Source organism: Catenulispora subtropica (genome assembly GCF_039531675.1).
GTDB lineage: Bacteria > Actinomycetota > Actinomycetes > Streptomycetales > Catenulisporaceae > Catenulispora > Catenulispora subtropica.
Genome location: NZ_BAAAQM010000016.1, coordinates 19627 through 40155, shown reverse-complemented (window position 1 = coordinate 40155; position 20529 = coordinate 19627). Strand labels below are relative to the sequence as shown.

19 protein-coding genes are annotated in these 20529 nt (G+C 71.6%); 9 read left to right on the top strand and 10 right to left on the bottom strand.

The features are described from left to right. The first annotated feature begins 48 nt into the window (after positions 1 to 48). Positions 49 to 981: a diacylglycerol/lipid kinase family protein gene (locus ABD466_RS15790; RefSeq protein ID WP_344657796.1), complete on the top strand. Its 933-nt coding sequence runs from the start codon at positions 49 to 51 to the stop codon at positions 979 to 981. 685 nt (positions 982 to 1666) lie between these two features. Further along, on the top strand, positions 1667 to 1918 hold the full coding sequence (locus ABD466_RS15785; protein ID WP_015796260.1) for a WhiB family transcriptional regulator: 252 nt from the start codon (positions 1667 to 1669) through the stop codon (positions 1916 to 1918). Positions 1919 to 2189: 271 nt separating this feature from the next. Here ABD466_RS15785 and ABD466_RS15780 read toward each other — a convergent pair whose 3' ends face one another. Then, the gene (locus ABD466_RS15780; protein WP_425558662.1) at positions 2190 to 3680 is read right to left on the bottom strand and encodes a sensor histidine kinase; all 1491 of its coding nucleotides are present in this window, start codon (positions 3678 to 3680) and stop codon (positions 2190 to 2192) included. A 110-nt stretch (positions 3681 to 3790) separates the two neighbouring features. Here ABD466_RS15780 and ABD466_RS15775 point away from each other — a divergent pair, with 110 nt between their 5' ends. Further along, positions 3791 to 4987: an 8-amino-7-oxononanoate synthase gene (locus ABD466_RS15775; RefSeq protein WP_344657794.1), complete on the top strand. Its 1197-nt coding sequence runs from the start codon at positions 3791 to 3793 to the stop codon at positions 4985 to 4987. Between the two features lie 16 nt (positions 4988 to 5003). Beyond that, entirely contained in the window at positions 5004 to 6212 is a 1209-nt protein-coding gene (nagA, locus tag ABD466_RS15770; protein WP_344657793.1) for an N-acetylglucosamine-6-phosphate deacetylase, read from the top strand. Positions 6213 to 6468: 256 nt separating this feature from the next. Here nagA and ABD466_RS15765 read toward each other — a convergent pair whose 3' ends face one another. From ABD466_RS15765 to ABD466_RS15735, 7 genes are all read right to left on the bottom strand, one after another. Further along, on the bottom strand, positions 6469 to 7275 hold the full coding sequence (locus ABD466_RS15765) for a hypothetical protein (protein WP_344657792.1): 807 nt from the start codon (positions 7273 to 7275) through the stop codon (positions 6469 to 6471). Further along, positions 7268 to 7786: a SigE family RNA polymerase sigma factor gene (locus tag ABD466_RS15760; RefSeq protein ID WP_344657791.1), complete on the bottom strand. Its 519-nt coding sequence runs from the start codon at positions 7784 to 7786 to the stop codon at positions 7268 to 7270. The genes ABD466_RS15765 and ABD466_RS15760 overlap by 8 nt, the downstream gene beginning before the upstream one ends. A 170-nt stretch (positions 7787 to 7956) precedes the next feature. After that, on the bottom strand, positions 7957 to 8976 hold the full coding sequence (locus tag ABD466_RS15755; protein WP_344657909.1) for an SIS domain-containing protein: 1020 nt from the start codon (positions 8974 to 8976) through the stop codon (positions 7957 to 7959). A 42-nt stretch (positions 8977 to 9018) separates the two neighbouring features. Then, positions 9019 to 10737, bottom strand: a complete 1719-nt coding sequence (locus ABD466_RS15750; protein ID WP_344657790.1) for a glycoside hydrolase family 3 N-terminal domain-containing protein — start codon at positions 10735 to 10737, stop codon at positions 9019 to 9021. A 14-nt stretch (positions 10738 to 10751) separates the two neighbouring features. Beyond that, positions 10752 to 11648, bottom strand: coding sequence for a carbohydrate ABC transporter permease (locus tag ABD466_RS15745; protein ID WP_344657789.1), 897 nt, complete (start codon positions 11646 to 11648; stop codon positions 10752 to 10754). Next, positions 11648 to 12610 carry a carbohydrate ABC transporter permease gene (locus ABD466_RS15740; protein WP_344657788.1) on the bottom strand — a complete coding sequence of 321 codons (963 nt, stop codon included), beginning with the start codon at positions 12608 to 12610 and terminating at the stop codon, positions 11648 to 11650. Before ABD466_RS15740 ends, ABD466_RS15745 begins: the two co-directional genes overlap by 1 nt. 127 nt (positions 12611 to 12737) lie before the next feature. After that, positions 12738 to 14138, bottom strand: a complete 1401-nt coding sequence (locus ABD466_RS15735) for an extracellular solute-binding protein (protein ID WP_344657787.1) — start codon at positions 14136 to 14138, stop codon at positions 12738 to 12740. A 425-nt stretch (positions 14139 to 14563) separates the two neighbouring features. On the opposite strand from ABD466_RS15735, the gene ABD466_RS15730 reads away from it, so the two are divergent. From ABD466_RS15730 to bioB, 3 genes are all read left to right on the top strand, one after another. Next, positions 14564 to 15358, top strand: coding sequence for a GntR family transcriptional regulator (locus ABD466_RS15730; protein ID WP_344657786.1), 795 nt, complete (start codon positions 14564 to 14566; stop codon positions 15356 to 15358). A gap of 121 nt (positions 15359 to 15479) precedes the next feature. After that, complete coding sequence (gene bioD / locus ABD466_RS15725) at positions 15480 to 16208, top strand: dethiobiotin synthase (protein WP_344657785.1); 729 nt, start codon at positions 15480 to 15482, stop codon at positions 16206 to 16208. A 2-nt stretch (positions 16209 to 16210) separates the two neighbouring features. Next, entirely contained in the window at positions 16211 to 17224 is a 1014-nt protein-coding gene (bioB, locus tag ABD466_RS15720; protein ID WP_344657784.1) for a biotin synthase BioB, read from the top strand. A 68-nt stretch (positions 17225 to 17292) separates the two neighbouring features. On the opposite strand, the gene ABD466_RS15715 is transcribed toward bioB, so the two are convergent. Both ABD466_RS15715 and ABD466_RS15710 read right to left on the bottom strand, forming a co-directional pair. After that, complete coding sequence (locus ABD466_RS15715; protein ID WP_344657783.1) at positions 17293 to 17787, bottom strand: hypothetical protein; 495 nt, start codon at positions 17785 to 17787, stop codon at positions 17293 to 17295. Continuing rightward, on the bottom strand, positions 17784 to 18644 hold the full coding sequence (locus ABD466_RS15710) for a helix-turn-helix transcriptional regulator (protein WP_344657782.1): 861 nt from the start codon (positions 18642 to 18644) through the stop codon (positions 17784 to 17786). The genes ABD466_RS15715 and ABD466_RS15710 overlap by 4 nt, the downstream gene beginning before the upstream one ends. A 96-nt stretch (positions 18645 to 18740) precedes the next feature. On the opposite strand from ABD466_RS15710, the gene ABD466_RS15705 reads away from it, so the two are divergent. Both ABD466_RS15705 and ABD466_RS15700 read left to right on the top strand, forming a co-directional pair. Continuing rightward, the gene (locus ABD466_RS15705; protein WP_344657781.1) at positions 18741 to 19832 is read left to right on the top strand and encodes an aldo/keto reductase; all 1092 of its coding nucleotides are present in this window, start codon (positions 18741 to 18743) and stop codon (positions 19830 to 19832) included. A gap of 63 nt (positions 19833 to 19895) precedes the next feature. After that, complete coding sequence (locus tag ABD466_RS15700; protein ID WP_344657780.1) at positions 19896 to 20498, top strand: GNAT family N-acetyltransferase; 603 nt, start codon at positions 19896 to 19898, stop codon at positions 20496 to 20498. Positions 20499 to 20529 lie beyond the last annotated feature (31 nt).

Here is a 20529-nt window from a genome sequence, read left to right as displayed (position 1 = left end):
AGCGGGTCGCGTACCGCAGTCCTAATACGAACCAGTAGCCTGTGCCCCATGCGCGCGCTCCTGGTCATGAATCCCAAGGCCACCAGCACGACCACGCGCACGCGCGACGTGCTGTCCCACGCCCTGGCCGGCGAACTCGAGACCGAGATCGGCGAGACCGCCTACCGCGGTCACGCCGCCGAGCTGGCCCGCGAGGCCGCCGAGTCCGGGTTCGACCTCATCGTGGCCCTCGGCGGCGACGGGACCGTCAACGAGGTCGTCAACGGCATACTCACCGCCGACCTCCCCGACGGCGCCCCGCGCCCCGACCTCGGGGTGGTCCCGGGCGGCTCCACCAACGTCTTCGCCCGCGCCCTCGGCCTGCCCAACGACCCCGTCGAGGCCACCGGCATCCTCCTCGACGCCCTCCACGAGAACCGCTCGCGGCCGGTCTCGATGGGCCGGGCCGACGACCGCTACTTCACCTTCACCGCCGGTTTCGGCTTCGACGCCGCGGTCGTCGGGATGGTCGAGGACCGCCGCCGGGCCGGGCACAAGTCCACCGGCGGCCTCTACGTGCGCTCCGCGCTCCGCCATTTCTGGAACGGCCTGGACCGGCGCAATCCCCCCATCGCCATGAAGCTCGCGGACGGGACCGAGATACCGGCGCTGTTCCTGGCCGTCGTCACCAACACCTCGCCCTGGACCTATCTCGGGAACAAGCCGATCGTCATCACCCCGGAATCGTCGTTCGACCACGGGCTGGACCTGTTCGGCGTGACCAGGATGTCGGGCGGGGCCGCGCTGAGGATCGTGCGCCACATGTTCACCGACTCGGAGAAGCTGGTCCGGGGGAGGAACGTGTGCGTGCACCACGACCTCGCGGAATTCACCCTCACGGCGTCGGTCCCGACCGACTTCCAGGTCGACGGGGACCACTTGGGGCTGCGCGAAAGTGTGACGTTCCGAGCGATTCGCGACGCGCTGCGCGTGAAGATGTGATGACATGGAGTCGCGTCCGGACACCCGGGTCCGGTCCGCTCCGGCCACACACTGAGCCGCCCCCAGGGAATCCCAGGTAATCGACCGCTCCAGCACCTTTGGAGTTGCCATTGCCATCCGCTCATACCCTTGGAAGGCAAGGTGTGAGCGAGGAGACACCCTGGAAATCCAAAAACATCGGACCAAGGGCTTGTGCACCGGTGGGAACCCCTGACAACCTTTGGTGAGGCACCTGTCGGCGGATCACCCGGCTCGGTGCGGTTGGACGCGAGGGAAAGAGCGGTGCGGATCTTGTCCGGACCGCGGTTCTCTCTTTGCGTCACGCCTCGTGAGCCGATCGCGCAAGCGCATCCGGCACCGAGGCCAACTGCCCCAGAAGTTCGAGTGGTCCCGATCGCCGGGGTTACTAGTGAAAGCGTTCACATTCACAAGGATGGGGCGCGGGAACCGGGGAACCCCGCGTGGCGGTCTTCCAGTGGCGGGGCCACCGCACAGAACGTACACAGACGTACAACAGCAGGACCCACAGTGACCGGACACCCGCGTCCGGCGTTGTGGCTGTAGTACCCGGCGACACGGACGCCGCCGGGCCCGCCGGGGTCGTGGGGGACCTGGACGGGCCGTCGGCGCCCGCACCTCCGGCACCGCACGCACGTATCACGACGACTCCGAAGGAGTGGACCCCATGGACTGGCGCCACCGCGCTGCCTGCCGTGACGAGGACCCAGAGCTCTTCTTCCCCATCGGGAACACCGGGCCCGCGCTGCTGCAGATCGAGGATGCCAAGGCTGTATGCCGCCGCTGTGACGTGGTCGACCAGTGCCTGCAGTGGGCGCTGGAGAGCGGCCAGGACGCCGGCGTCTGGGGCGGGATGAGCGAGGACGAACGCCGCGCCCTCAAGCGCCGCGCCGCCCGGGCCCGCAGCCGGATGGCCTGACCGGACCTTCCGGTCGCCTTCCACCGCACCCGACTCGGCCGCGTCCGGCCGAACAGTACGACGACTTCAGACAACTTCATCGACGCACGTATGAATCTCCGTGCTGCGGCGTTCTTGGACCGCAGTACGGACGCCTGAGTGAGCGGCCTGCAGGGCCGCTCTCTTGCTTTCCGGGGTCTTTCTCCGGATGTTCCGCCTAGCCTAGCGGAACCCTGTTACCGCCAAGTTGCCGGCCCGTGCCGCCCCTCTCCCCTGCCGATCCGACGCCGCCTCACGCCTTCGGCGTGTCCCCGACCTCCAGTTCCAGCACCGCCACCGCACCCCGGCCGCCGGGTGCCGGCCGGAGGTCGAACGTGCCGTGCAGATCGCCCTGAACGAGCGTGCGGACGATCTGTAGTCCGAGGTTCCCAGTGGTCGCGGCGTCGAAACCCGCCGGCAGCCCGTTCCCGTCGTCGGTCACCACCACCCGCAGCCGCGGCCCCCGCCGGTACGCCTCGACCTCCAGCGACCCGCCCCGGTCCGCCAGTCCGTGCTCCAGCGAGTTCTGCAGCACCTCGGTCAGCACCATCGACAGCGGCGTGGCGACCTGCGCCGGCAGGATCCCGAACTTCCCGGTGCGGCGCGAGCGCACCGTCGCCCCGCCGGGGCCGCCGGAGCCGACGTCCACCACCATCGCCAGCACCCGGTCCGCGATCTCGTCGAAGTCGACCCGCTCGTCCAGGGTCTGGGACAGGGTCTCGTGCACCAGCGCGATCGAGCCCACCCGGCGCACCGCCTCCTCCAGCGCGGCCCGCCCGGCCTCGCCTTCGATCCGGCGCGCCTGGAGCCGCAGCAGCGCCGCCACGGTCTGCAGGTTGTTCTTCACCCGGTGGTGGATCTCGCGGATGGTCGCGTCCTTGCTCACCAGTTCGCGCTCGCGCCGCCGCAGCTCGGTCACGTCGTGCACGAGCACCAGCGCTCCCGTGCGCTCGCCCTGCGGCCGCAGCGGGATGGCGCGCAGCTGCACCACCGCGCCGTTGCCCTCGACCTCGGCCTCACGCGGTTTGCGGCCGGAGGCCACCACCTGGAGCGCCTCCTCCATCGGGCCCTTGACCGGGGCCAGCGCCGCCGTCAGGTCGCCGAGGTGCTCCCCCACCATGTCGGCGGCGTAGCCGAGGCGGTGGTACGCGGACAACGCGTTGGGGCTGGCGTAGAGGACGGCGCCGTCGGCGTCCAACCGGATCACGCCGTCACCGACCCGCGGCGAGTTGTCCTGCTGGTCGCGCGACTCCGGGTAGGGGAAGATCCCCTCGGCGATCATGCGGGCCAGGTCCGCCGCGGTCTGCAGGTAGGTCAGCTCCAGGCGGCTCGGGGTGCGGGCGGCCAGCAGGTTGGTGTTGCGGGAGATCACGGCGATGACCCGGTCGCCGCGCCGCACCGGGATCGCCTCGACCCGGACCGGGACGTCCTCGCGCCACTCCGGATCGCCCTCGCGCCGGATCCGGCCGGAGTCGATGGCCAGGTCGAGCATCGGCCGCTCGCCGCGCTTGAGCGTGGAACCGACCAGGTCGGCGGTGTAGCAGGTGGGGCCCGTGTTGGGGCGCATCTGGGCCACCGCGACGTAACCGGCGGCCCCCTCGCCCTCCTGCGCCTTCAGCGGGGTCCACAACACCAGGTCGGCGAACGAGAGGTCGGCCAGCAGCTGCCAGTCCGCGACGAGGAGGTGCAGCCAGTCCAGGTCCGTCTCGTCGAGGTCGGTCCGCGTGTGGATCAGGTCGTTCATGGACGGCATGGGTTCTTGGTATCACACACCGAACCCCACAACCCGCGCTCGATTCCGTTGGTAGTCAGCGCAGGTCCGGACCCATGTGCCTGCCGGTAGCCTCTTGCCTCGTGAGCACGACCGACGATCACCACCCCCTGTCCTGGCTCTCCGAGCGCGCCGAGCAGCGCCGGGCCGCGGGCCTGCGCCGTTCCCTGGTTCCCCGTGCCGCGGACTCGCCGCTCATCGACCTGGCCGGCAACGACTACCTCGGCCTGACGCGGCACCCGGAGGTCGTGGCCGCGGCGGTCGCGGCGGTCCGGGAATGGGGCGCCGGCTCCACGGGGTCGCGGCTGGTGACCGGCACCACCGAGCTGCACGCCGAACTGGAGGCCGAGCTCGCCGTCCACGCCGGGACCGAGTCGGCCCTCGTCTTCTCCTCCGGCTACTTGGGGAACCTCGGCGTCATCACCGCGCTGGCCGGCCGCGGCGACCTGATCGTCTCCGACAGCCTCAACCACGCTTCCCTAATCGACGCCGCCCGGCTGTCGCGCGCCCGGATCGCCGTCACGCCGCACAGCGACGTCGAGGCGGTCGCGGGGGAGCTGGCGAACCGGACCGAGGAACGGGCTCTGGTCGTCGTCGAATCGCTGTTCTCGGTCGACGGCGACACGGCACCCCTCAGAGAGCTCCACGCGGCCTGTAGAGCGCACGGCGCGGTCCTGGTGGTCGACGAGGCGCACGGGTTCGGCGTAGCCGGTCCTGGAGGCCGTGGCGCCGTGTTCGACGCCGGACTGGCCGGGGAGCCGGACGTGGTGGTCGCCGCCACTCTGTCGAAGGCGCTGGCCTCGCAGGGCGGCGCGGTCCTGGGCTCGGCGGAGCTGACCGCCCACTTGGTGGACGCCGCGCGGTCGATGATCTTCGACACCGGCGTGGCCCCGGCCTCGGCGGCGGCGGCGCTGGCGGCCCTGCGGCTGGTCCGCCGTGACCCCGGCCTGCCGGAGCTGGTGCGCAAACGCTCATGGGAGCTGTACGAACTGGCCCTCGAGGTCGGGCTCCGGGCGACGCCGCCGAGTGGGGCCGTCACCTCGATCATCCTGGGCGACCCGGAGGCCGCGGTCGCCGCCGCCGCCTTCTGCCTGGAGCGCGGTCTCCGGGTCGGATGCTTCCGGCCGCCGTCCGTTCCGGACGGGCTGTCCCGGCTTCGGGTGACGGCTCGCGCCGATTTGTCCGACTTTGAAACAGATCACATCCGCGCGGTCCTGCGCGAACTCGCCGCTTCGCGTGACAGTTTTGAACATAGGTCTAGACATCGCAGATTGGTCTAGTCCACAATCTCTACTCGTGACCAGCATCTCAGCTCAGCGCGCCCTGATCGGGGGACGCCTGGTGGGCCCCACCACCGTCGTCATCGGCGACGGCGTGGTGACCGAGGTGCTGGACGGCGCCGCGCCCGAAGCGGAAATAGCCCTGGCCACCGGCGTGCTCGCGCCGGGGTTGGTGGACATCCAGACCAACGGGTGCTTCGGCGTCGACTTCATCACCGCCACCGACGACGACTGGCGGCGGGTCTCCGACCGGCTGCCGAGCACCGGCGTCACGGCGTTCCAGCCGACCTACATCACCGCTCCGCTCGACGTCCTGCTGGCGGGGCTGGAGCGGGCCGGCGCGGTGTTCGGCTCCCTCTCCGGCGCGCAGCCGCTCGGCGTGCACCTGGAGGGGCCGTTCCTGTCGCCGCACAAACCGGGTGTCCACGACCCGCGGTACCTGGTCACGCCGACGCCGGAACGCGTCGGCGCCGTCCTGGAGACGCTGACCGCCGACGGCACCCGGGGCCTGGTCACCATGGTGACCCTGGCACCGGAGCTGGACGGCGGGCCGGAGGCGGTGCGCCACCTGGCCAAGGCCGGGGTCCGGGTCTCGCTCGGGCACACCGACGCCCTGGCCGAGCAGGTCCTGGCCGCCGCCGACGAGGGCGCCACCCTGGTCACCCACATCTTCAACGCGCAGCGCCCGCTGAACCACCGGGAGCCCGGCGTGCCCGGCGCGGCGCTCTACGACACCCGCTTCACCTGCGGACTGATCGCCGACCTGCACCACGTGGCGCCTGAGATCTGCACTCTGGTGTGGCGCGCCGCGCCGGGCCGCGTGGCGTTGGTCACAGACGCCATCGCCGCCGCCGGGATGCCGCCGGGCGAATACGAGCTGTCCGGGATCAAGGTCTTCCTCGGCGAGGACGGCGTCCCGCGGGACGCGGCCGGCGTCATCGGCGGGTCGGCGCTCACGCTGGACCGGGCCGTTCGCAATATGATCGGCATCGGCCTGGACGAGGCCTCGGTGCTGGAGGCGGCCACCCGCGTGCCCGCCGACGCGCTGGGCCGGACCGATCTGGGCCGCATCGAACCCGGGGCCCGCGCGGACCTCGTCTGGTTCGACGACGGGTACCACCCGCTGCGTACCTGGATCGCAGGGCGTAGCGTATTCGAGACCGGTTCCGGCGCGGACACGCCGACCGGTCCCCAAGAACTGGCGAGGGAGCACCAGCCCGCCTAGCCCTGACAGGCGCGGGAACGGTGTTTCCGACCAGGCCGCCACCCGGCGGCTACGCTCCGCGAGGCTCCGCACGCCTCGCCGGAACGGCCGGGACGGTGGCGAACCAAGAAGGCCGCGGGCTGTTCGCGGCGGTGGAGGTTGAGGGGCCGACACCGCCGCGAAGCCCGGGGCCGGAGGCCCCCGGCCTCCAGGAAGCAGGAAGAACGAATGCGGGCCCGCCACGACGTGACGGACCCGCATCGCGCGTTCTCGGCCGCTATCTGCTCAACGCCGCCTTGAGGTTCTGCAACACGGTCTCGTCTCCGGTAGTGCTCCGGAGAGTGTCGCCGCCGATCTGGTTGACCCGCAACAGTGCGACGCGATCATCCACCTGGACCACGTAGAAGTGGGTGTAACCGACCAGGGTGGCCTTCTGCGTCAACAGCCACGACACGCCGTCGGCGGTGCTGACGCCGGGCGAGGCGACTTCCGCGTCGGCGACGCCGGCACAGCTCTGCGGTGAACCCGCTGTGCGGGCGCCCGCCAGGAACGCGGCGGCGGCTGTGTCCCGGTCGGGGAAGGTGAACACGATCTCATCGGCGTCCAGCTTTCGCCCCTCGTCGAACTGCGTCCCGTACTGCACGAACCTCCGGACCGGGACCGACGCGCCCGGTTCGCACTGCCCGGTCCACTCGCCGACCCTGGCCTCCTTGACGTCGTCGGTCGCCGCACCGGGACGGCAGGCCTTCCGGTCGGCGAGACCGCAGCTCGGCGTCAGCTTCCAGTGCGCGAGAGCGTCTCCCGGCCACTGGGCGACCGGGAGGATGCCGTCGTCGGCGTGGCGGACGCCCCACTCCCCCGGGCCGGCCCCGGCCCCCACCGGCGTCGTCCCCGAGTCCGGGCCGAAGGTGGAGCCGATCCCCAGCGCACCGCCGAGCACGGCCACCCCCAGGGCCGCCGCTCCACCGCGGGCGCGCAGGCTGCGCCGCCGCCCCCGCCGCATCGCGTCCGCGGCGCCGGGGAGCCGGCCCTCGGCGGTGCCCGCCTCCACCGCCTCCGTCAAGACGTCAACGAACTCAGACATGTGTCATTGCCTCCTGCAACTCGTCGGCGTACTCGGACACGTGGCCGGCCAGCGCGCGGCGGCCGCGGGCCAGGCGCGACTTCACCGTCCCGCTCGGGGTGCCGGTCTCGGCGGAGATCTCCTCCACCGTCAGGCCCACCAAGTGGTGCAGCACGATCACCCGCCGCTGCTCGGCCGGGATGGCCCGCAGCGCCGCGATGACGACCAGCCGGTCCGGCGAGACGCCCGGCACCTCGTCCGGTCTGGCCCCGCGCATGTGCGCCCGCAGTCGGTTCGCCCCCCGGCGCCACGCGCTGACCGCGATCCGGTACGCCACGGTGCGGACCCAGCCCTCCGGGTCCTCGTAGGCCCCCACCCGCCGCCACCGCTGCCAGGCCCGCGCGTAGGCCTCCTGCAGAGCGTCCTCGGCCTCCGCCAGATCCCCCACCATCGCGTAGACATGGCCGAGCAGTCGGCGCGACGACGCGGCGTAGAACGCCTCGAAGTCGGCCTCCGTCCGTCCTGAACCCATGGCTCCCGCCCCTCTGTCCGATCGGTGGCGATCAGCGCCACCGATCGGACACGCCCGCCGGCCCGGGCCGGTTCCCCCGCGACCGGAAGTCCTTCCGAGAAAAGCAGAACCCGCCGGTCGCGCCGACCGGCGGGTTCTGGACCGTCCCGTTGTGCGGGCGCGGCCCCGGCTCAGTGCGTCTCGGTCACCTTCGCCAGCGCCCGCGGCGCGTCCGGGTTCAGGCCCCGGTTCATCGTCACGTGGTACGCCAACTGCTGCAGCGGCAGGATCTCCAGGATCGGCGACAGCTCCTCCGGGGTCCCGCTCGGCAGCACGAAGCCCGCCGTGGCCCCGGCGACGTGCTCGGCCGAGCCGATCACCACCAGGTCCGCGCCGCGCTCGCGCAGCCGCTCCAGGACCGGCTCCAGCGCCGCGCCGCCGACGCCCTCGGCCGCCACCGCGACCACCGGGCTGACGTTGTCCACCATGGCCAGCGGGCCGTGCAGCAGGTCCGCGCCGGAGAAGGCGTGGGCCGGCAGGTAGCTGGTCTCCATGATCTTCAGCGCCGCCTCGCGCGCCGTCGGGTAGGAGTAGCCGCGCGCGGTCAGCACCAGGCGGGAGGCGAAGCGGTAGCGCAGGGCCAGGTCCGCCACCTCGGCGTCCCGGGCCAGGACCCCGGCGGCCAGCTCGGGCAGCGCCTTGGCCGCCGAGCCGTCGCCACCGCGCAGCGCGTCCACCAGCAGCCACAGTGTGAGCAGCTCGGCGGTGTAGGTCTTGGTGGCCGGCAGTGCCAGCTCCGGTCCGGCCAGCACGTCCAGGTCGAGCTCCGACGCCCGGTTCACCGGGGAGCCGGCGACGTTGGTCACCGCCAGCGTCAGGCCGCCCCGGGCCTTGGCCATCTCGGTGTACGCCACCAGGTCCGGCGAGCCCCCGGACTGCGAGACCGTCACGCAGAGCACGTCGCTCAGGTCCGGCTCGGCCCGGTACGCCGTCGTGGTGCTCATGGAGGTCAGCCCGACCGGCAGACCGAGCGTGATCTCCATGAGGTACTTGGCGTAGTACGCGGCGTTGTCGCTGGTGCCGCGCGCGGTGAGCAGGGCGAAGCGCGGATGGGCCGCCTTCACCCGCTCCGCGACCTCCCGGATGTGCGGAAGGCCCTCGGTGAGGATCCGTTCCAGCACCGCCGGCTGCTCGGCGATCTCCCGCGCCATGATCTGCCCCGGCTCAACGCCTCCGGGCTTGGCATCGCTCACCTAGACCGTCCCTTCCACCAGGACCCGCGCGACCGCGAGACCGGACACCAGCGCCGCTCCGTGCGAAGCCACCTGCGTCGCCCCGACGGACTTCTCCCCCAGACCGTATGCGATGCCCATCTCCACGACGATCGCGTCCGGCCGGACAGCGGTCACGGCGGCCAGCGCCGAGGCCATCCAGGCGTGCCGGTGCGCGTCCCGGACCACCAGCACCAGCGGGCGCCCGGTCGCGGCCGCCACCGCCTCGGAGACGGCCGCCGCGGTGTACGGCACGGCGGTCTGCGTCGGCCGCTCGCCGACCGGGGCGGCGTCGCCGGCGAAGCCGGTCCCGGCGCCGGGCTGCACGAACCGCACGGCCGTGCTCCCGGCCGGCAGCTCGGCCAGCACCGGGCTCAGGCCCCACGGCACCGCGGCCCCGGCCGCGTTGTTGGCGATCGGGACGAACTCCAGGACCGCGGCCGGGCCGGTGAGCGGGGCCAGCGGGGCGCCGGAGACCACCACCGCGCGGCGCGCGGCCGCGAGCCCGACGGACTCGGTGCCAGCGCTGGCAACGGTGCCGGTGCCGGGACCGTCGGCGTCAGCGTCAGCGGCAGCGTCAGCGGCAGCCGTGGCGGACGGCACCGGTGCCGAAGCCTTCGGCGCGGCCACCGCTGCCGCCGAGGACTCCCCCGGCCCGCCGCCAGCGTGCGTCCCCTCCTGGACGATCGCACGCTGCGCGGCGGCCCACGCCCCCAGCTCGCGCACCCGGGTCGCGGCGTCGTGCAGCCGCTCGGCCGGGAGCCGGCCGGCCCGCACCGCGTCCACCAGGGCGTCCCGCAGCATCAGGTAGTCGGCCTCGTCCCGCAGGCCGCCGCCGACGCACACCGCGTCGACCCCGGCGGCCAGCGCCAGCACCGTGCCCTCGGCGACCCCGTAGGTGTCGGCGATGGCGCCCATCTCGATGCCGTCGGTGACCACCAGCCCGGTGAACCCGAGCTCGCCGCGCAGCAGGTCGATCAGCACCTTGCGGCTCATGGTCGACGGGAACTCGGCGTCGTAGCGCGGCGCCAGGATGTGCGCGGTCATCACCGACTTCACGCCGGCGGCGATCGCGGCCCGGAACGGCGCCAGGTGCTTGTCCCACTCCTCGTCGGAGTGCTGCACCAGCGGCAGCCCGTGGTGCGAGTCCACGGCGGTGTCCCCGTGGCCGGGGAAGTGCTTGGCGCACCCGGCCACGCCCGCCGCCTGCAGGCCGCGCACGTACGCCGCGGAGTGCCGCGCCGCCACCTCCGGATCGGCCCCGAAGGACCGGGTGCCGATCACCGGGTTCTCCGGGTTGGTGTTGACGTCGGAGTCCGGCGCGTAGTTCAGGTTGATCCCCGAGCGCCGCAGCACCAGCCCGATCTCCCGGGCCACCGTCTCGGTCAGCTCGGGGTCGTCCACGAACCCCAGCGCGTAGTTGCCGGGGAACGCCGACCCCGTGGCGACGTCGAGCCGGGTGACGTCGCCCCCTTCCTCGTCCACCGCGACCAGCACGTGCGGGTTCTCGGCCCGCAGTGCCGCCGACAGCTCGCCGGTGCGCTCCGGCGTCGCGGCGATGTTCCGTCCGTAGTAGGCGACCCCGCCGAGGCCGTCCTCGGCGAGGGCGCGGCGCACCCAGTCCGGGACCCGGCCGGAGTCGTCGTTGACGAACCCCGGCTGGAGCACGGCGGCGGCGTCGCGGAGCAGTTGGTCCCCCATGCGCGCCGCAGCCCCTATCCCTTGACCGCGCCGGCGGTCAGACCGGTCGCGAGGTTCTTCTGGATGGCCAGGAACAGGATGACCACCGGGATCGAGGTGATGGTCGCGCCGGCCATCAGCACGCCCCAGTCGGTGCCGCGGGAGCCCACGGCGGTGTCGATCAGCCAGGCCTGCATGTTCTGCTTGCGGTGGTCGTGGTTGATCGTGGTGATCAGGATGAACTCGTTCCAGGCCTGGATGAAGCCGTAGACCGAGGTCGCGACCAGGCCCGGCCCGGTGAGCGGCAGGATGATCCGGACGAAGGTCTGCCAGCGGCTGCAGCCGTCGACCATCGCCGCCTCGTCCAGCTCCCTCGGGACGTTGGAGATGAAGCCGCGCAGCGTCCACACCGTGTAGGGCACCGTGAACACCAGGTAGGTGATGGTGATGCCGATCAGCGTGTCGTTCAGGTTCAGGTCCTGCATGGTCTGGGTCACCGGGATGACCAGCACCACCAGCGGGACCATCTGCACCAGCAGGACGGTGAAGATGACCGCCTTCTTGCCGGCGAAGGAGAACCGGGCGATCGCCAGGGCCCCGAAGAACCCGATGACCAGCGAGATCAGCACCGCTCCGATGGTGATCACGAAGCTGTTCCGCAGCGAGATCAGGAAGTTGTCCGCGTGGAACGCGCCGGTGAAGTTGTGCAGGGTCGGGTGCTCGGGGATGAAGTGCGGCGTGTAGTTCTGCCACTCGTTCTGCTTCTTGAGCGAGGTGTTGATCATCCAGTACACCGGGAAGCCCATGATCGCGAAGACCAGGATCCCGGCGCTGTTCCAGAGCGCCTTCTTCGACTTCTTCCGGCCCGCGCCCGAGCGGCGGGGTGCCGGGGCGACCGCCCTGCGGCGGCCGGTACCAGTGCTGACGGTCATCAGTCACCGTCTCCGATCCGCAGCATCTGCCGCACGTAGAAGACCATCATCCCGAGCATGGCCAGGATCGTGAGGATCGAGATCGCCGCGCCCAGGCCGTAGTCGCTGTGCCCGAAGGCCTCGGTGTAGGAGAAGATGCCGAGCACCTGGTAGGACGGCTCCGGCTTGTTCTGCCGGATCACGTAGGCCTGGCCGAACAGCTGGAAGTCCCAGATCACCGACAGCGAGGTGGCGATCACCAGCAGCGGCTTGATGGTCGGGTAGGTGACGGTCCGGAACACCTGGAAGGGGTTCGCACCGTCCATGCGCGCGGCCTCGCCGAGCTCCTTGGGCACCATCGACATGCCGGCGGCCAGGGTGACGGTCAGGAACGGCAGCGCCTGCCAGATCACCAGCGCCATGATCACGATCCAGCCCTGGACCGGGTTCACGAACCAGTCGTGGGTCTTGAAGCCGTCGAACCCGAGCTGGGTCAGCACGTAGTTCAGCACCCCGAAGCTGGGGTCGGTGAACCACGCGAACAGCTCGACCGCGACGATCTGCGGGATCGCCCAGACGAACAGCAGCAGCACCATCAGCGGCGTCCGGACCCACTTGGACACCTGGTTCAGCAGCAGCGCCAGCCCCAGTGCCAGCAGCATCGAGAAGACCACCAGCAGCACGGTGATCAGGAACGTGCGCTCGACCGAGGACCAGAAGTCCTTGTCGGACAGCACGTCGGAGAAGTTCTGGAACCCGACCCAGTCGCCGGGCTTGTTCGTGTAGAGCTGGCGCTTGCTCTGATGCTGGAAGGCCAGCATCACGATCTTGTACAGCGGGATCCCGAGGGTCAGGACGATCACCAGGATCGTCGGGATCACCAGGAGATACGGGGTCGACTCGAACCGCCGCCGTCGCACGCCCCTGCGTCCGCGGGTCGGCGGCGGGTCGAGCGTGCCGACGGGGTCTATCACCGCGGCCATGTGCACACCTCAACTCGTCGAAGAGGCCGTGCCGCAGCGCGGCACGGCCCCCACCGGAAAACTCGGTTCCGGGCGACGCGGGCCCCGCCGGTCGGGGCGGGGTCCGCGCTCCCCACGCCGATCGGCCTCAGCTCTTGTTCAGCAGCTCGGTGATCTTGGCGTCCGCGGTCTTGGCGGCGTCGGCGACGGTGGCCTTGCCGGTGGCGATGCTCTCCAGCATGTTCTGCAGCACGTTGCTGGACTCCACGTCCGCCCAGTTCGGGGCGACCGGGGTGAACCAGCTGGAGGCGGCCTGGTCGGCCACCTGCTGGGAGATCGCCGGGCCGACGGCCTTGGCGAGGTCGGTCTTGTTGTTCGGCAGGTTGCCCAGCTTGCCCTCGGCCGCGTTGGACGCGGCGTTGGTGTAGAGCTGGATCCACTGCGCGGCCAGGTTCTGGTTCTTCGACTTGGCGGTGATGCCCAGGACCGAACCGCCCAGGAACGCCGGGGACGGCTTGTCAGCGGTGGCGCCCGGCAGCGGAGCGGTGTCGACCTTGCCCTTCACCTTGGTGTCCTGCAGCGGCGACTTGGGGTCGTTCGGGTTCTGGTGCACCTGCTGCACGGCGCCGGCGTGCCAGGCAGAGTCGTACTCGGCGAAGACGTCGCCGGTCTCGAACAGCGTGTCCTCGTCCGACTCGTCCTTGCTCGCGCTGGCCTTGGTGGAGTACTTGGAGACCAGGTCGGACCACTGCTGCAGGCCGGCGACGGACTTGGGGTCCTCCAGGTTGCCCTTCCACTTGCCGTCCGAGCCCTTGACGGCGAACGAGCCGCCCTGGCCGTAGACGAACGAGCCGGCCTGGTACCAGTTCTTGCCCGGCGCGTTGTAGGCGACGAAGTTGGCGTTCGAGGCGTTGGCGGTCTTCACCTTGTCCAGCGCCGCGGTGAAGTCGGCCCAGGTCTTCGGCACCGAGGTCACGCCGGCGGCCTGGAGCAGGTCGGTGCGGTAGATCAGGGTGCGGGTCCCCGCGTAGTAGGGGATGCAGTAGAGGTGGCCGTCCTGGGTGCACGGCGCGGACAGGCCGTCCAGCCAGGTGTCGTTGTTGTCGAAGGTCGACTTGACCGACGACACGTCCGCGAAGGCGCCGTTGAAGGCGTACTTGGCGGCCTCGGTGTTGCCCACCTCGATGACGTCCGGGACGTCGCCGCTGCCGGACAGCGCGGCGTCCAGGTTGGTCAGGTGGTTGCCCCAGGTCTGCCAGTTGATCTTGATGTCGGCGCCGGTCTTCGCCTTGAACTGGTCGGTGGCGTTGTTGATGATCGCCATCCAGTCCGGGTTGTCCTTGGGGTCCGAGACCAGCCAGACGTTCAGCGTGGTGCCGGCGGCGTTGTCCTTGGCACCGGACAGCGTCGGGGCGTTGGTCGCGGTGACCGATCCGCCCTGCGACGGCTCGGCCGCCGCGCCCTTGTCGGACTTCGACGAGCTGCACGCGGAGGCCATGAGCGCCACGGCCGCGGCGGCCGAGGTCAGGGCTATGAGCTTGCGCTGCATGCCGTACTCCTTGGTGGTGAGGGATCTGGACGATCCACAGACCGACCGCGCGACACGGCAACCCTGAGCGATGCCGTCCCGTGCTGCGCCTGTTGTCTCGGTGTGAACCGGTCGTGGATCATGTGAAGGGTGGAGCGGTCGGGACCGCCGGGCAACCGCCTCCTGAAGCGTTTCCCCGCCGTTCCCGATTGGTTTAGACCAGTCCGGAGACTGGCATAGACCAATCGGACCGTCAAGACTCTCCGGGTCCGGTTGTCCAAGCCGTTACCAAGACGCAACCAGCCCTCAGCGATGCCCCGCCGCCGCAGGTAAAGGCCGGTATCCGAAGAAAGTCGGCGAGCGGTCGGCGAGCAGTCGGCGAGGAGATCGTCCGGCTGGACACACGCGCGGGTCCATGGCACTTTGGGCCGGGAGGAGGGGCCTTCATGACCGCAGAACCCGCGCACATCGCGCTGGAGGCGCACGGCGCGCCGGCCGCCGCGCCGGCGCTGGAATCAGCGCTCGAAACCGTCCGGGTGCCGAAGTACTACCGCTTGAAGCAGCACCTGCTGGACCTGACCCAGACGATGCCGCCGGGGACCCCGGTGCCGCCGGAGCGCCTGCTGGCGACCGAGTTCGACACCTCGCGCACCACGGTGCGCCAGGCGCTGGCCGAACTGGTGGTCGAGGGCCGGCTGGAGCGCATCCAGGGCAAGGGCACCTTCGTGGCCAAGCCGAAGGTGGCGCAGTCGCTGCAGCTGACGTCCTACACCGAGGACATGCGGGCGCAGGGCCTGGAGCCCACCTCGCGGCTCCTGGAGATGGAGTACGTGGCCGCCGGCGTGGAGCTCGGCGAGCGCCTGGGCATCCGGGCCTCGGCGAAGGTGCTGCGGATCAGCCGGCTGCGGCTGGCCAACGGCGAGCCGATGGCGATCGAGACCACGCACCTGTCGCAGCAGCGCTTCCCCAACCTGCGCAAGCTGCTGGGCCGGTACTCCTCGCTGTACACGGCGCTGGCCGAGGAGTACGGCGTGCACCTGGGCGAAGCCGAGGAGACGATCGAGACCGCACTGGCCACCCCGACCGAGGCCGGGCTGCTCGGCACCGACACCGGCCTGCCGATGCTGCTGCTCTCCCGGCACTCGATCGACACCGAGGGCGAACCGGTGGAGTGGGTGCGCTCGGTGTACCGGGGCGACCGGTACAAGTTCGTCGCGCGCCTGAAGCGGCCCGAGGAGTAGAGCCGGAGCGACGCGGAGCACTCTCGCGACAACCGGGCCGCCCCAGGATTCGGCCGCGAGGTGTTCCACGTCACCCCCCGCTTCGCCGGGGTATGCCCCCGCCCTCCCGTAAAGTCGGCGCGTGTCCATCGTCGTAGTCACCGGAACCAACACCGACGTCGGCAAGACCGTCGTCACCGCCGCCGTCGCGACCCTGGCCGCCACCCGCGGCACGTCGGTGGCGGTGGTGAAGCCCGCGCAGACCGGCGTGGCCCCGGGCGAGCCCGGCGACCTCGCCGTGGTCCGGCGGCTGGCCGGGGTCTCGGACCTGCACGAGTACGCGCGCTACCCGGACCCGCTGTCGCCGGCCGCCGCCGCGCGGCTGTCCGGTGTCCCGCCGCTGGACTTCGACGACACGGTGCGCCGGATCCACGAGCTGGCCGAGACCCGCCGGCTGGTGCTGGTCGAGGGCGCCGGCGGGCTGCTGGTGCGCCACGACGAGGACGGCGCCACGCTGGCCGACCTGGCGCACGCCCTGAAGGCGCCGGTGCTGCTGGTCGCCCACCCGAACCTGGGCACGCTGAACATCGCCGCGCTGACCCTGGAGGCGATGGCCGCGCGCGGGCTGGACCTGGCCGGGATCGTGCTCGGCAGCTGGCCGGCCGACCCGGACCTGGCCATGCGCAGCAACATCCGGGACCTGGAGACCATCGGCGCGCGCCCGCTGGCCGGCGCGCTGCCGGCCGGCGCGGGCGCCCTGGAACCGGCCGAGTTCCTGCTGGCCGCCCGGAACGGACTGGCCCCGGCGTTCGGCGGCACCTTCGATCCGGCACAATTCAGACAGACCTTTGACCCTCGGAAGGCGGGCTGAGCATGACCACCACGGAGCAGGACCTTGACATCATCGGGGTGGCCCGGCGCCAGGTGCTGGAGGAGGGCCGCGGCCTGACCGAGGAGCAGGTGCTCCAGGTGCTGCGGCTGCCGGACGCGGCGCTGCCGGAGCTGCTGCAGCTGGCGCACGAGGTGCGCGAGAAGTGGTGCGGCCCGGAGGTTGAGGTCGAGGGCATCGTCTCGCTGAAGACCGGCGGCTGCCCGGAGGACTGCCACTTCTGCTCGCAGTCCGGCCTGTTCCCCTCGCCCGTGCGCGCGGCCTGGCTGAACATCCCCGAGCTGGTGGAGGCCGCCAAGCAGACCGCGGCCACCGGCGCGACCGAGTTCTGCATCGTGGCGGCGGTACGCGGCCCGGACGAGCGCCTGATGAAGCAGATGCGCGAGGGCGTGAAGGCGATCCAGGACGCGGTCGACATCCAGGTCGCCGCCTCGCTGGGGATGCTGACCCAGGAGCAGGTCGACGACCTGGCGGACATGGGCGTGCACCGCTACAACCACAACCTGGAGACCGCGCGCTCGCACTTCCCGAACGTGGTCACCACGCACACCTGGGAAGAGCGCTGGGACACCCTGACCATGGTCCGTGCCGCCGGGATGGAGGTGTGCTGCGGCGGCATCGTCGGCATGGGCGAAAGCCTGGAGCAGCGCGCCGAGTTCGCCGCGCAGTTGGCCGCCCTGGAGCCGGACGAGGTCCCGCTGAACTTCCTCAACCCCCGTCCGGGCACGCCGTTCGGCGACATGGAGCCGCTCAGCTCCCAGGAGGCGCTGAAGACCATCGCGGCCTTCCGCCTGGCGCTGCCCCGCACCATCCTGCGCTACGCCGGCGGCCGCGAGATCACCCTCGGCGACCTCGGCACCGAGCAGGGCCTGCTGGGCGGGATCAACGCGGTCATCGTCGGCAACTACCTCACGACGCTGGGCCGTTCGCCGGAGGAGGACCTGGCGCTGCTGACCAAGCTGGAGATGCCGATCAAGGAGCTGTCGAAGACGCTCTGAGAGGCCGGAACCTCCCCATGAGGCCCGCCTTTCCGGCGGGCCTCACTGCTCCGCGGTCAGAAGCGCGGTCAGAAGCGGCTGTCGATCGTGATCGCGAGCGCCTGCATCAGCGACCAGCAGTCGGCGTCGCCGTGCACGTCCGAGTCGTTGACGCTCACCCGGGTACCGTCGTGCGCCAGCTCCAGCCGGCAGCCCTCGGGCATCACGCCGTACTCGACGACGGAGCCCTTGTCGAGGTGCTCGGCGTGCGAGAAGCCGGCCTGGACCACCTCGCTCTTCGCCGCCGCGGCCCCCTCGGACTGGAACGCGTAGTCGATCTCGGCGCCGCCGGTCGCGGTCCACTCGCCCGGGTACGGACCCAGCGTGCTCCGCTCGTCCGCAACAGTGCCCTGCGAGGACTGCGCGAACAGCCCGGCGGCGTCGGCGCGGGTGAAGATCTTCGCGGGGTCGGCCGTCGCCGGTCCTTCGCCGGACGGCGCCGTCAGCGCGGCCACTGTGACCGCCGTGACCGCCGCCGCTCCCGCGACCGCCACGCCGCCGGCGATCCACACCACGCCTCTCATCCGACGCGCACCGTCTGCGCCCAGGCCGCCAGCAGCTGGAGCGCCGCCTCCGAGGGCGAGCCCTCCGGCGCGGTGTGCAGGATCAGTGCCTGGTCCGGGTCGTCCGGGGCGCGGAAGGTCTCGTAGTCGAGCGTGATCTCGCCGACGACCGGGTTCCGGTAGGTGTAGCCGCCGTGCGTCTTGTCCCGCACGTCGTGCCGCGCCCAGACCTCCGCGAAGTCCGGATCCCGGCACAGGTCCTCGACCAGCGCGCCGAGCGCCGGGTCGTCGGGATGCCGTCCGATGTCGAAGCGCACGTAGGCCGCGATGTCCGCCATCTTGGCCGCCGGGTCGGCGAACAGCGAGCGGAAGCCCTCGTCGTGGCAGACCAGCCAGGCCAGGTTCCGCTCGTGCGGGGCCAGGGTCCCGAAGTCGGTGAGCAGCGCGGCCGCCAGCTGGTTCCAGGCCAGCACGTCGGTGCCCAGCCCGACGACGTACGCCGGGACGTCGGTGGCCGCGTCCAGCAGCCGCCGCAGGCCCGGCCGCACCCGCTGGGGCTCCGGCCCGCCGGTGCCCTGGTACGTCTGCGGCTGGAAGGGCCGGGCCAGCCGGTAGAGGTGCTCGCGCTCGGTCGGGTCCAGGCGCAGCGCGCGGGCCACCGCGTCGAGGACCTCCTCCGAGAACTGGAGCGTTCGGCCCTGCTCCAGCCGCACGTAGTGATCGACGCTCACGCCGGCCAGCAGCGCCAGCTCCTCGCGGCGCAGCCCCGGCACGCGGCGCCGGCCGCCGTAGTCCGGCAGCCCCAGCTCGGCCGGATTCAGCCGGGCCCGCCGGGACCGGAGGAACTCGCCCAACTCCGCGCGCCTGTCGATGTTCACGGTCCTGCCTAACACGCGGACCGCCTCCTGGTCATCCCATGCCTAGGCAAACCGTGCTCCTGGGTACGGCCGCGGAAAGAGCGGATCGTGATGGTCATGACGAACGAGACCGTGAACCAGACCGCTGACACCACTGTTTCCCCCCTCGACACCGCCCGCCTCGGCGACACAGGCATGGAGATCACCCGGGTCGGGTTCGGTTCCTGGGCCGCGTCCGGCAGCGGCTGGACCTACAGCTGGGGCGCCACCGACGACGCGGAGTCGATCGCCGCCATCCGCCACGCGGTCGACTCCGGCGTCAACTGGATCGACACCGCCGCCTACTACGGCCTCGGCTACTCCGAGACGCTGGTGGGCAAGGCGGTCGCGGCCTACTCCGACGCCGACCGGCCGTACATCTTCACCAAGGTCGGTCTGGTCGGGGACCCGGAACACCCGAACCGCCCGCCGATCCGCACGATGAACCCGGCGAGCGTGCGCCGCGAACTGGAGGACTCGCTGCGACGGCTGAACGTCGAGCGCATCGACCTGTACCAGGTGCACTGGCCGGACACCGGCGAGGAGTTCGTGTACGGCGCCGACGAGGGCGACGGCCCGGCTTCGCCGAACCACACCCCGCTGGAGGAGTACTGGCAGCTGATGGCCGACCTCAAGGCCGAGGGCAAGGTCCGCGCGATAGCGCTGTCCAACCACGGCCCGGAGCTGATGTCCGTCGCCGAGCGCATCGCGCACGTCGAGGCGATCCAGCCGCCGTTCTCCGCGATCAACCGCTCCGCGGCCGCGGACATCGCCTGGGCGCATGAGCACGGCACGGGTGTCATCGTCTACTCGCCCCTGCAATCCGGCCTGCTCACGGGCACGTTCTCGGCGGAGCGCGCCGCGAACCTGTCCGAGGGCGACTGGCGCAGCTCGAGCCCGGACTTCACCACCGGCCTGGCGGCGAACCTGCGGCTGGCCGAGGCGCTGCGGCCGGTCGCGGCCCGGCACGGCGTGAGCGTGGCCGAGGTCGCGATCGCCTGGACGCTGGCCTGGCCCGGCGTCACCGGCGCGATCGTCGGGGCGCGCAAGCCGGCCCAGGTCGACGGCTGGCTGCGGGCGGGCGCGGTGCGGCTCACCCCGCAAGACCTGGCCGAGATCGCCGCGGCGATCCGGGGCACCGGCGCCGGCGCCGGCCCGGCGACCGCGTGACCTGATCCCGCACCGGCGTCCTTCGACCCGGCCGCCATCGGCGGTCGGGTCTATCGTGCGCCTATGACAGACTCCCCGGCGATCACCGTCGTGCCCGCCAACGAAGCCCCCTGGGACGACCTCCGGACGGTCTTCGGTGAGCGCGGCGTGCCGCACGACTGCATGTGCCAGTGGTTCAAGCTCACCGCCAAGGAGTGGCGGGCCGCGCCGCAGCCGGAGCGGGAGGCCATGTTCCGCGGGCAGACCCACTGCGGCGAACCCGAAGCCGACGCCCCGGGACTGGTCGCTTATCTGGACGGAGAGCCGGTCGGCTGGTGCGCGGTCGAGCCCCGTACGGAGTACCCGCGCCTGCAGACGCTGAGGGTGCCCTGGACCGGCCGGGACGAGGACCGCGACGACCCCGGCGTCTGGGCGGTCACCTGCTTCGTGGTCCGCACCGGCTTCCGTCGCCGCGGCGTGAGCCGGGCGCTGACCGCCGCCGCCGTCGAACACGCCCGGAAGCGGGGAGCCCGAGCGCTCGAGGGCTACGCGCTAGTGCCCGTGCCGGGCAAAGAGGTCGCCTGGGGCGAGTTGTTCGTCGGCGCCGAGAGCGTCTACCAGGACTGCGGCTTCACCGAGGTCAGCGCCCCGACGCCGCGCCGCCGGGTGATGCGGATCGACTTTTGACCGGCTGTCGGGCCTTGCGCGAGCCGGTCCG

Coding starts and splice junctions, on each gene's coding strand:
- ABD466_RS15735 (WP_344657787.1), bottom strand. CDS start 14,138: ATGCAGCGCAAGCTCATAGCCCTGACCTCGGCCGCCGCGGCCGTGGCG.
- ABD466_RS15730 (WP_344657786.1), top strand. CDS start 14,564: ATGACCGCAGAACCCGCGCACATCGCGCTGGAGGCGCACGGCGCGCCG.
- ABD466_RS15745 (WP_344657789.1), bottom strand. CDS start 11,648: ATGACCGTCAGCACTGGTACCGGCCGCCGCAGGGCGGTCGCCCCGGCA.
- ABD466_RS15750 (WP_344657790.1), bottom strand. CDS start 10,737: ATGGGGGACCAACTGCTCCGCGACGCCGCCGCCGTGCTCCAGCCGGGG.
- ABD466_RS15780 (WP_425558662.1), bottom strand. CDS start 3,680: ATGAACGACCTGATCCACACGCGGACCGACCTCGACGAGACGGACCTG.
- ABD466_RS15740 (WP_344657788.1), bottom strand. CDS start 12,610: ATGGCCGCGGTGATAGACCCCGTCGGCACGCTCGACCCGCCGCCGACC.
- ABD466_RS15785 (WP_015796260.1), top strand. CDS start 1,667: ATGGACTGGCGCCACCGCGCTGCCTGCCGTGACGAGGACCCAGAGCTC.
- ABD466_RS15715 (WP_344657783.1), bottom strand. CDS start 17,787: ATGAGAGGCGTGGTGTGGATCGCCGGCGGCGTGGCGGTCGCGGGAGCG.
- ABD466_RS15765 (WP_344657792.1), bottom strand. CDS start 7,275: ATGTCTGAGTTCGTTGACGTCTTGACGGAGGCGGTGGAGGCGGGCACC.
- ABD466_RS15790 (WP_344657796.1), top strand. CDS start 49: ATGCGCGCGCTCCTGGTCATGAATCCCAAGGCCACCAGCACGACCACG.
- bioB (WP_344657784.1), top strand. CDS start 16,211: ATGACCACCACGGAGCAGGACCTTGACATCATCGGGGTGGCCCGGCGC.
- ABD466_RS15755 (WP_344657909.1), bottom strand. CDS start 8,976: ATGGCGCGGGAGATCGCCGAGCAGCCGGCGGTGCTGGAACGGATCCTC.
- ABD466_RS15700 (WP_344657780.1), top strand. CDS start 19,896: ATGACAGACTCCCCGGCGATCACCGTCGTGCCCGCCAACGAAGCCCCC.
- ABD466_RS15760 (WP_344657791.1), bottom strand. CDS start 7,786: ATGGGTTCAGGACGGACGGAGGCCGACTTCGAGGCGTTCTACGCCGCG.
- ABD466_RS15705 (WP_344657781.1), top strand. CDS start 18,741: ATGACGAACGAGACCGTGAACCAGACCGCTGACACCACTGTTTCCCCC.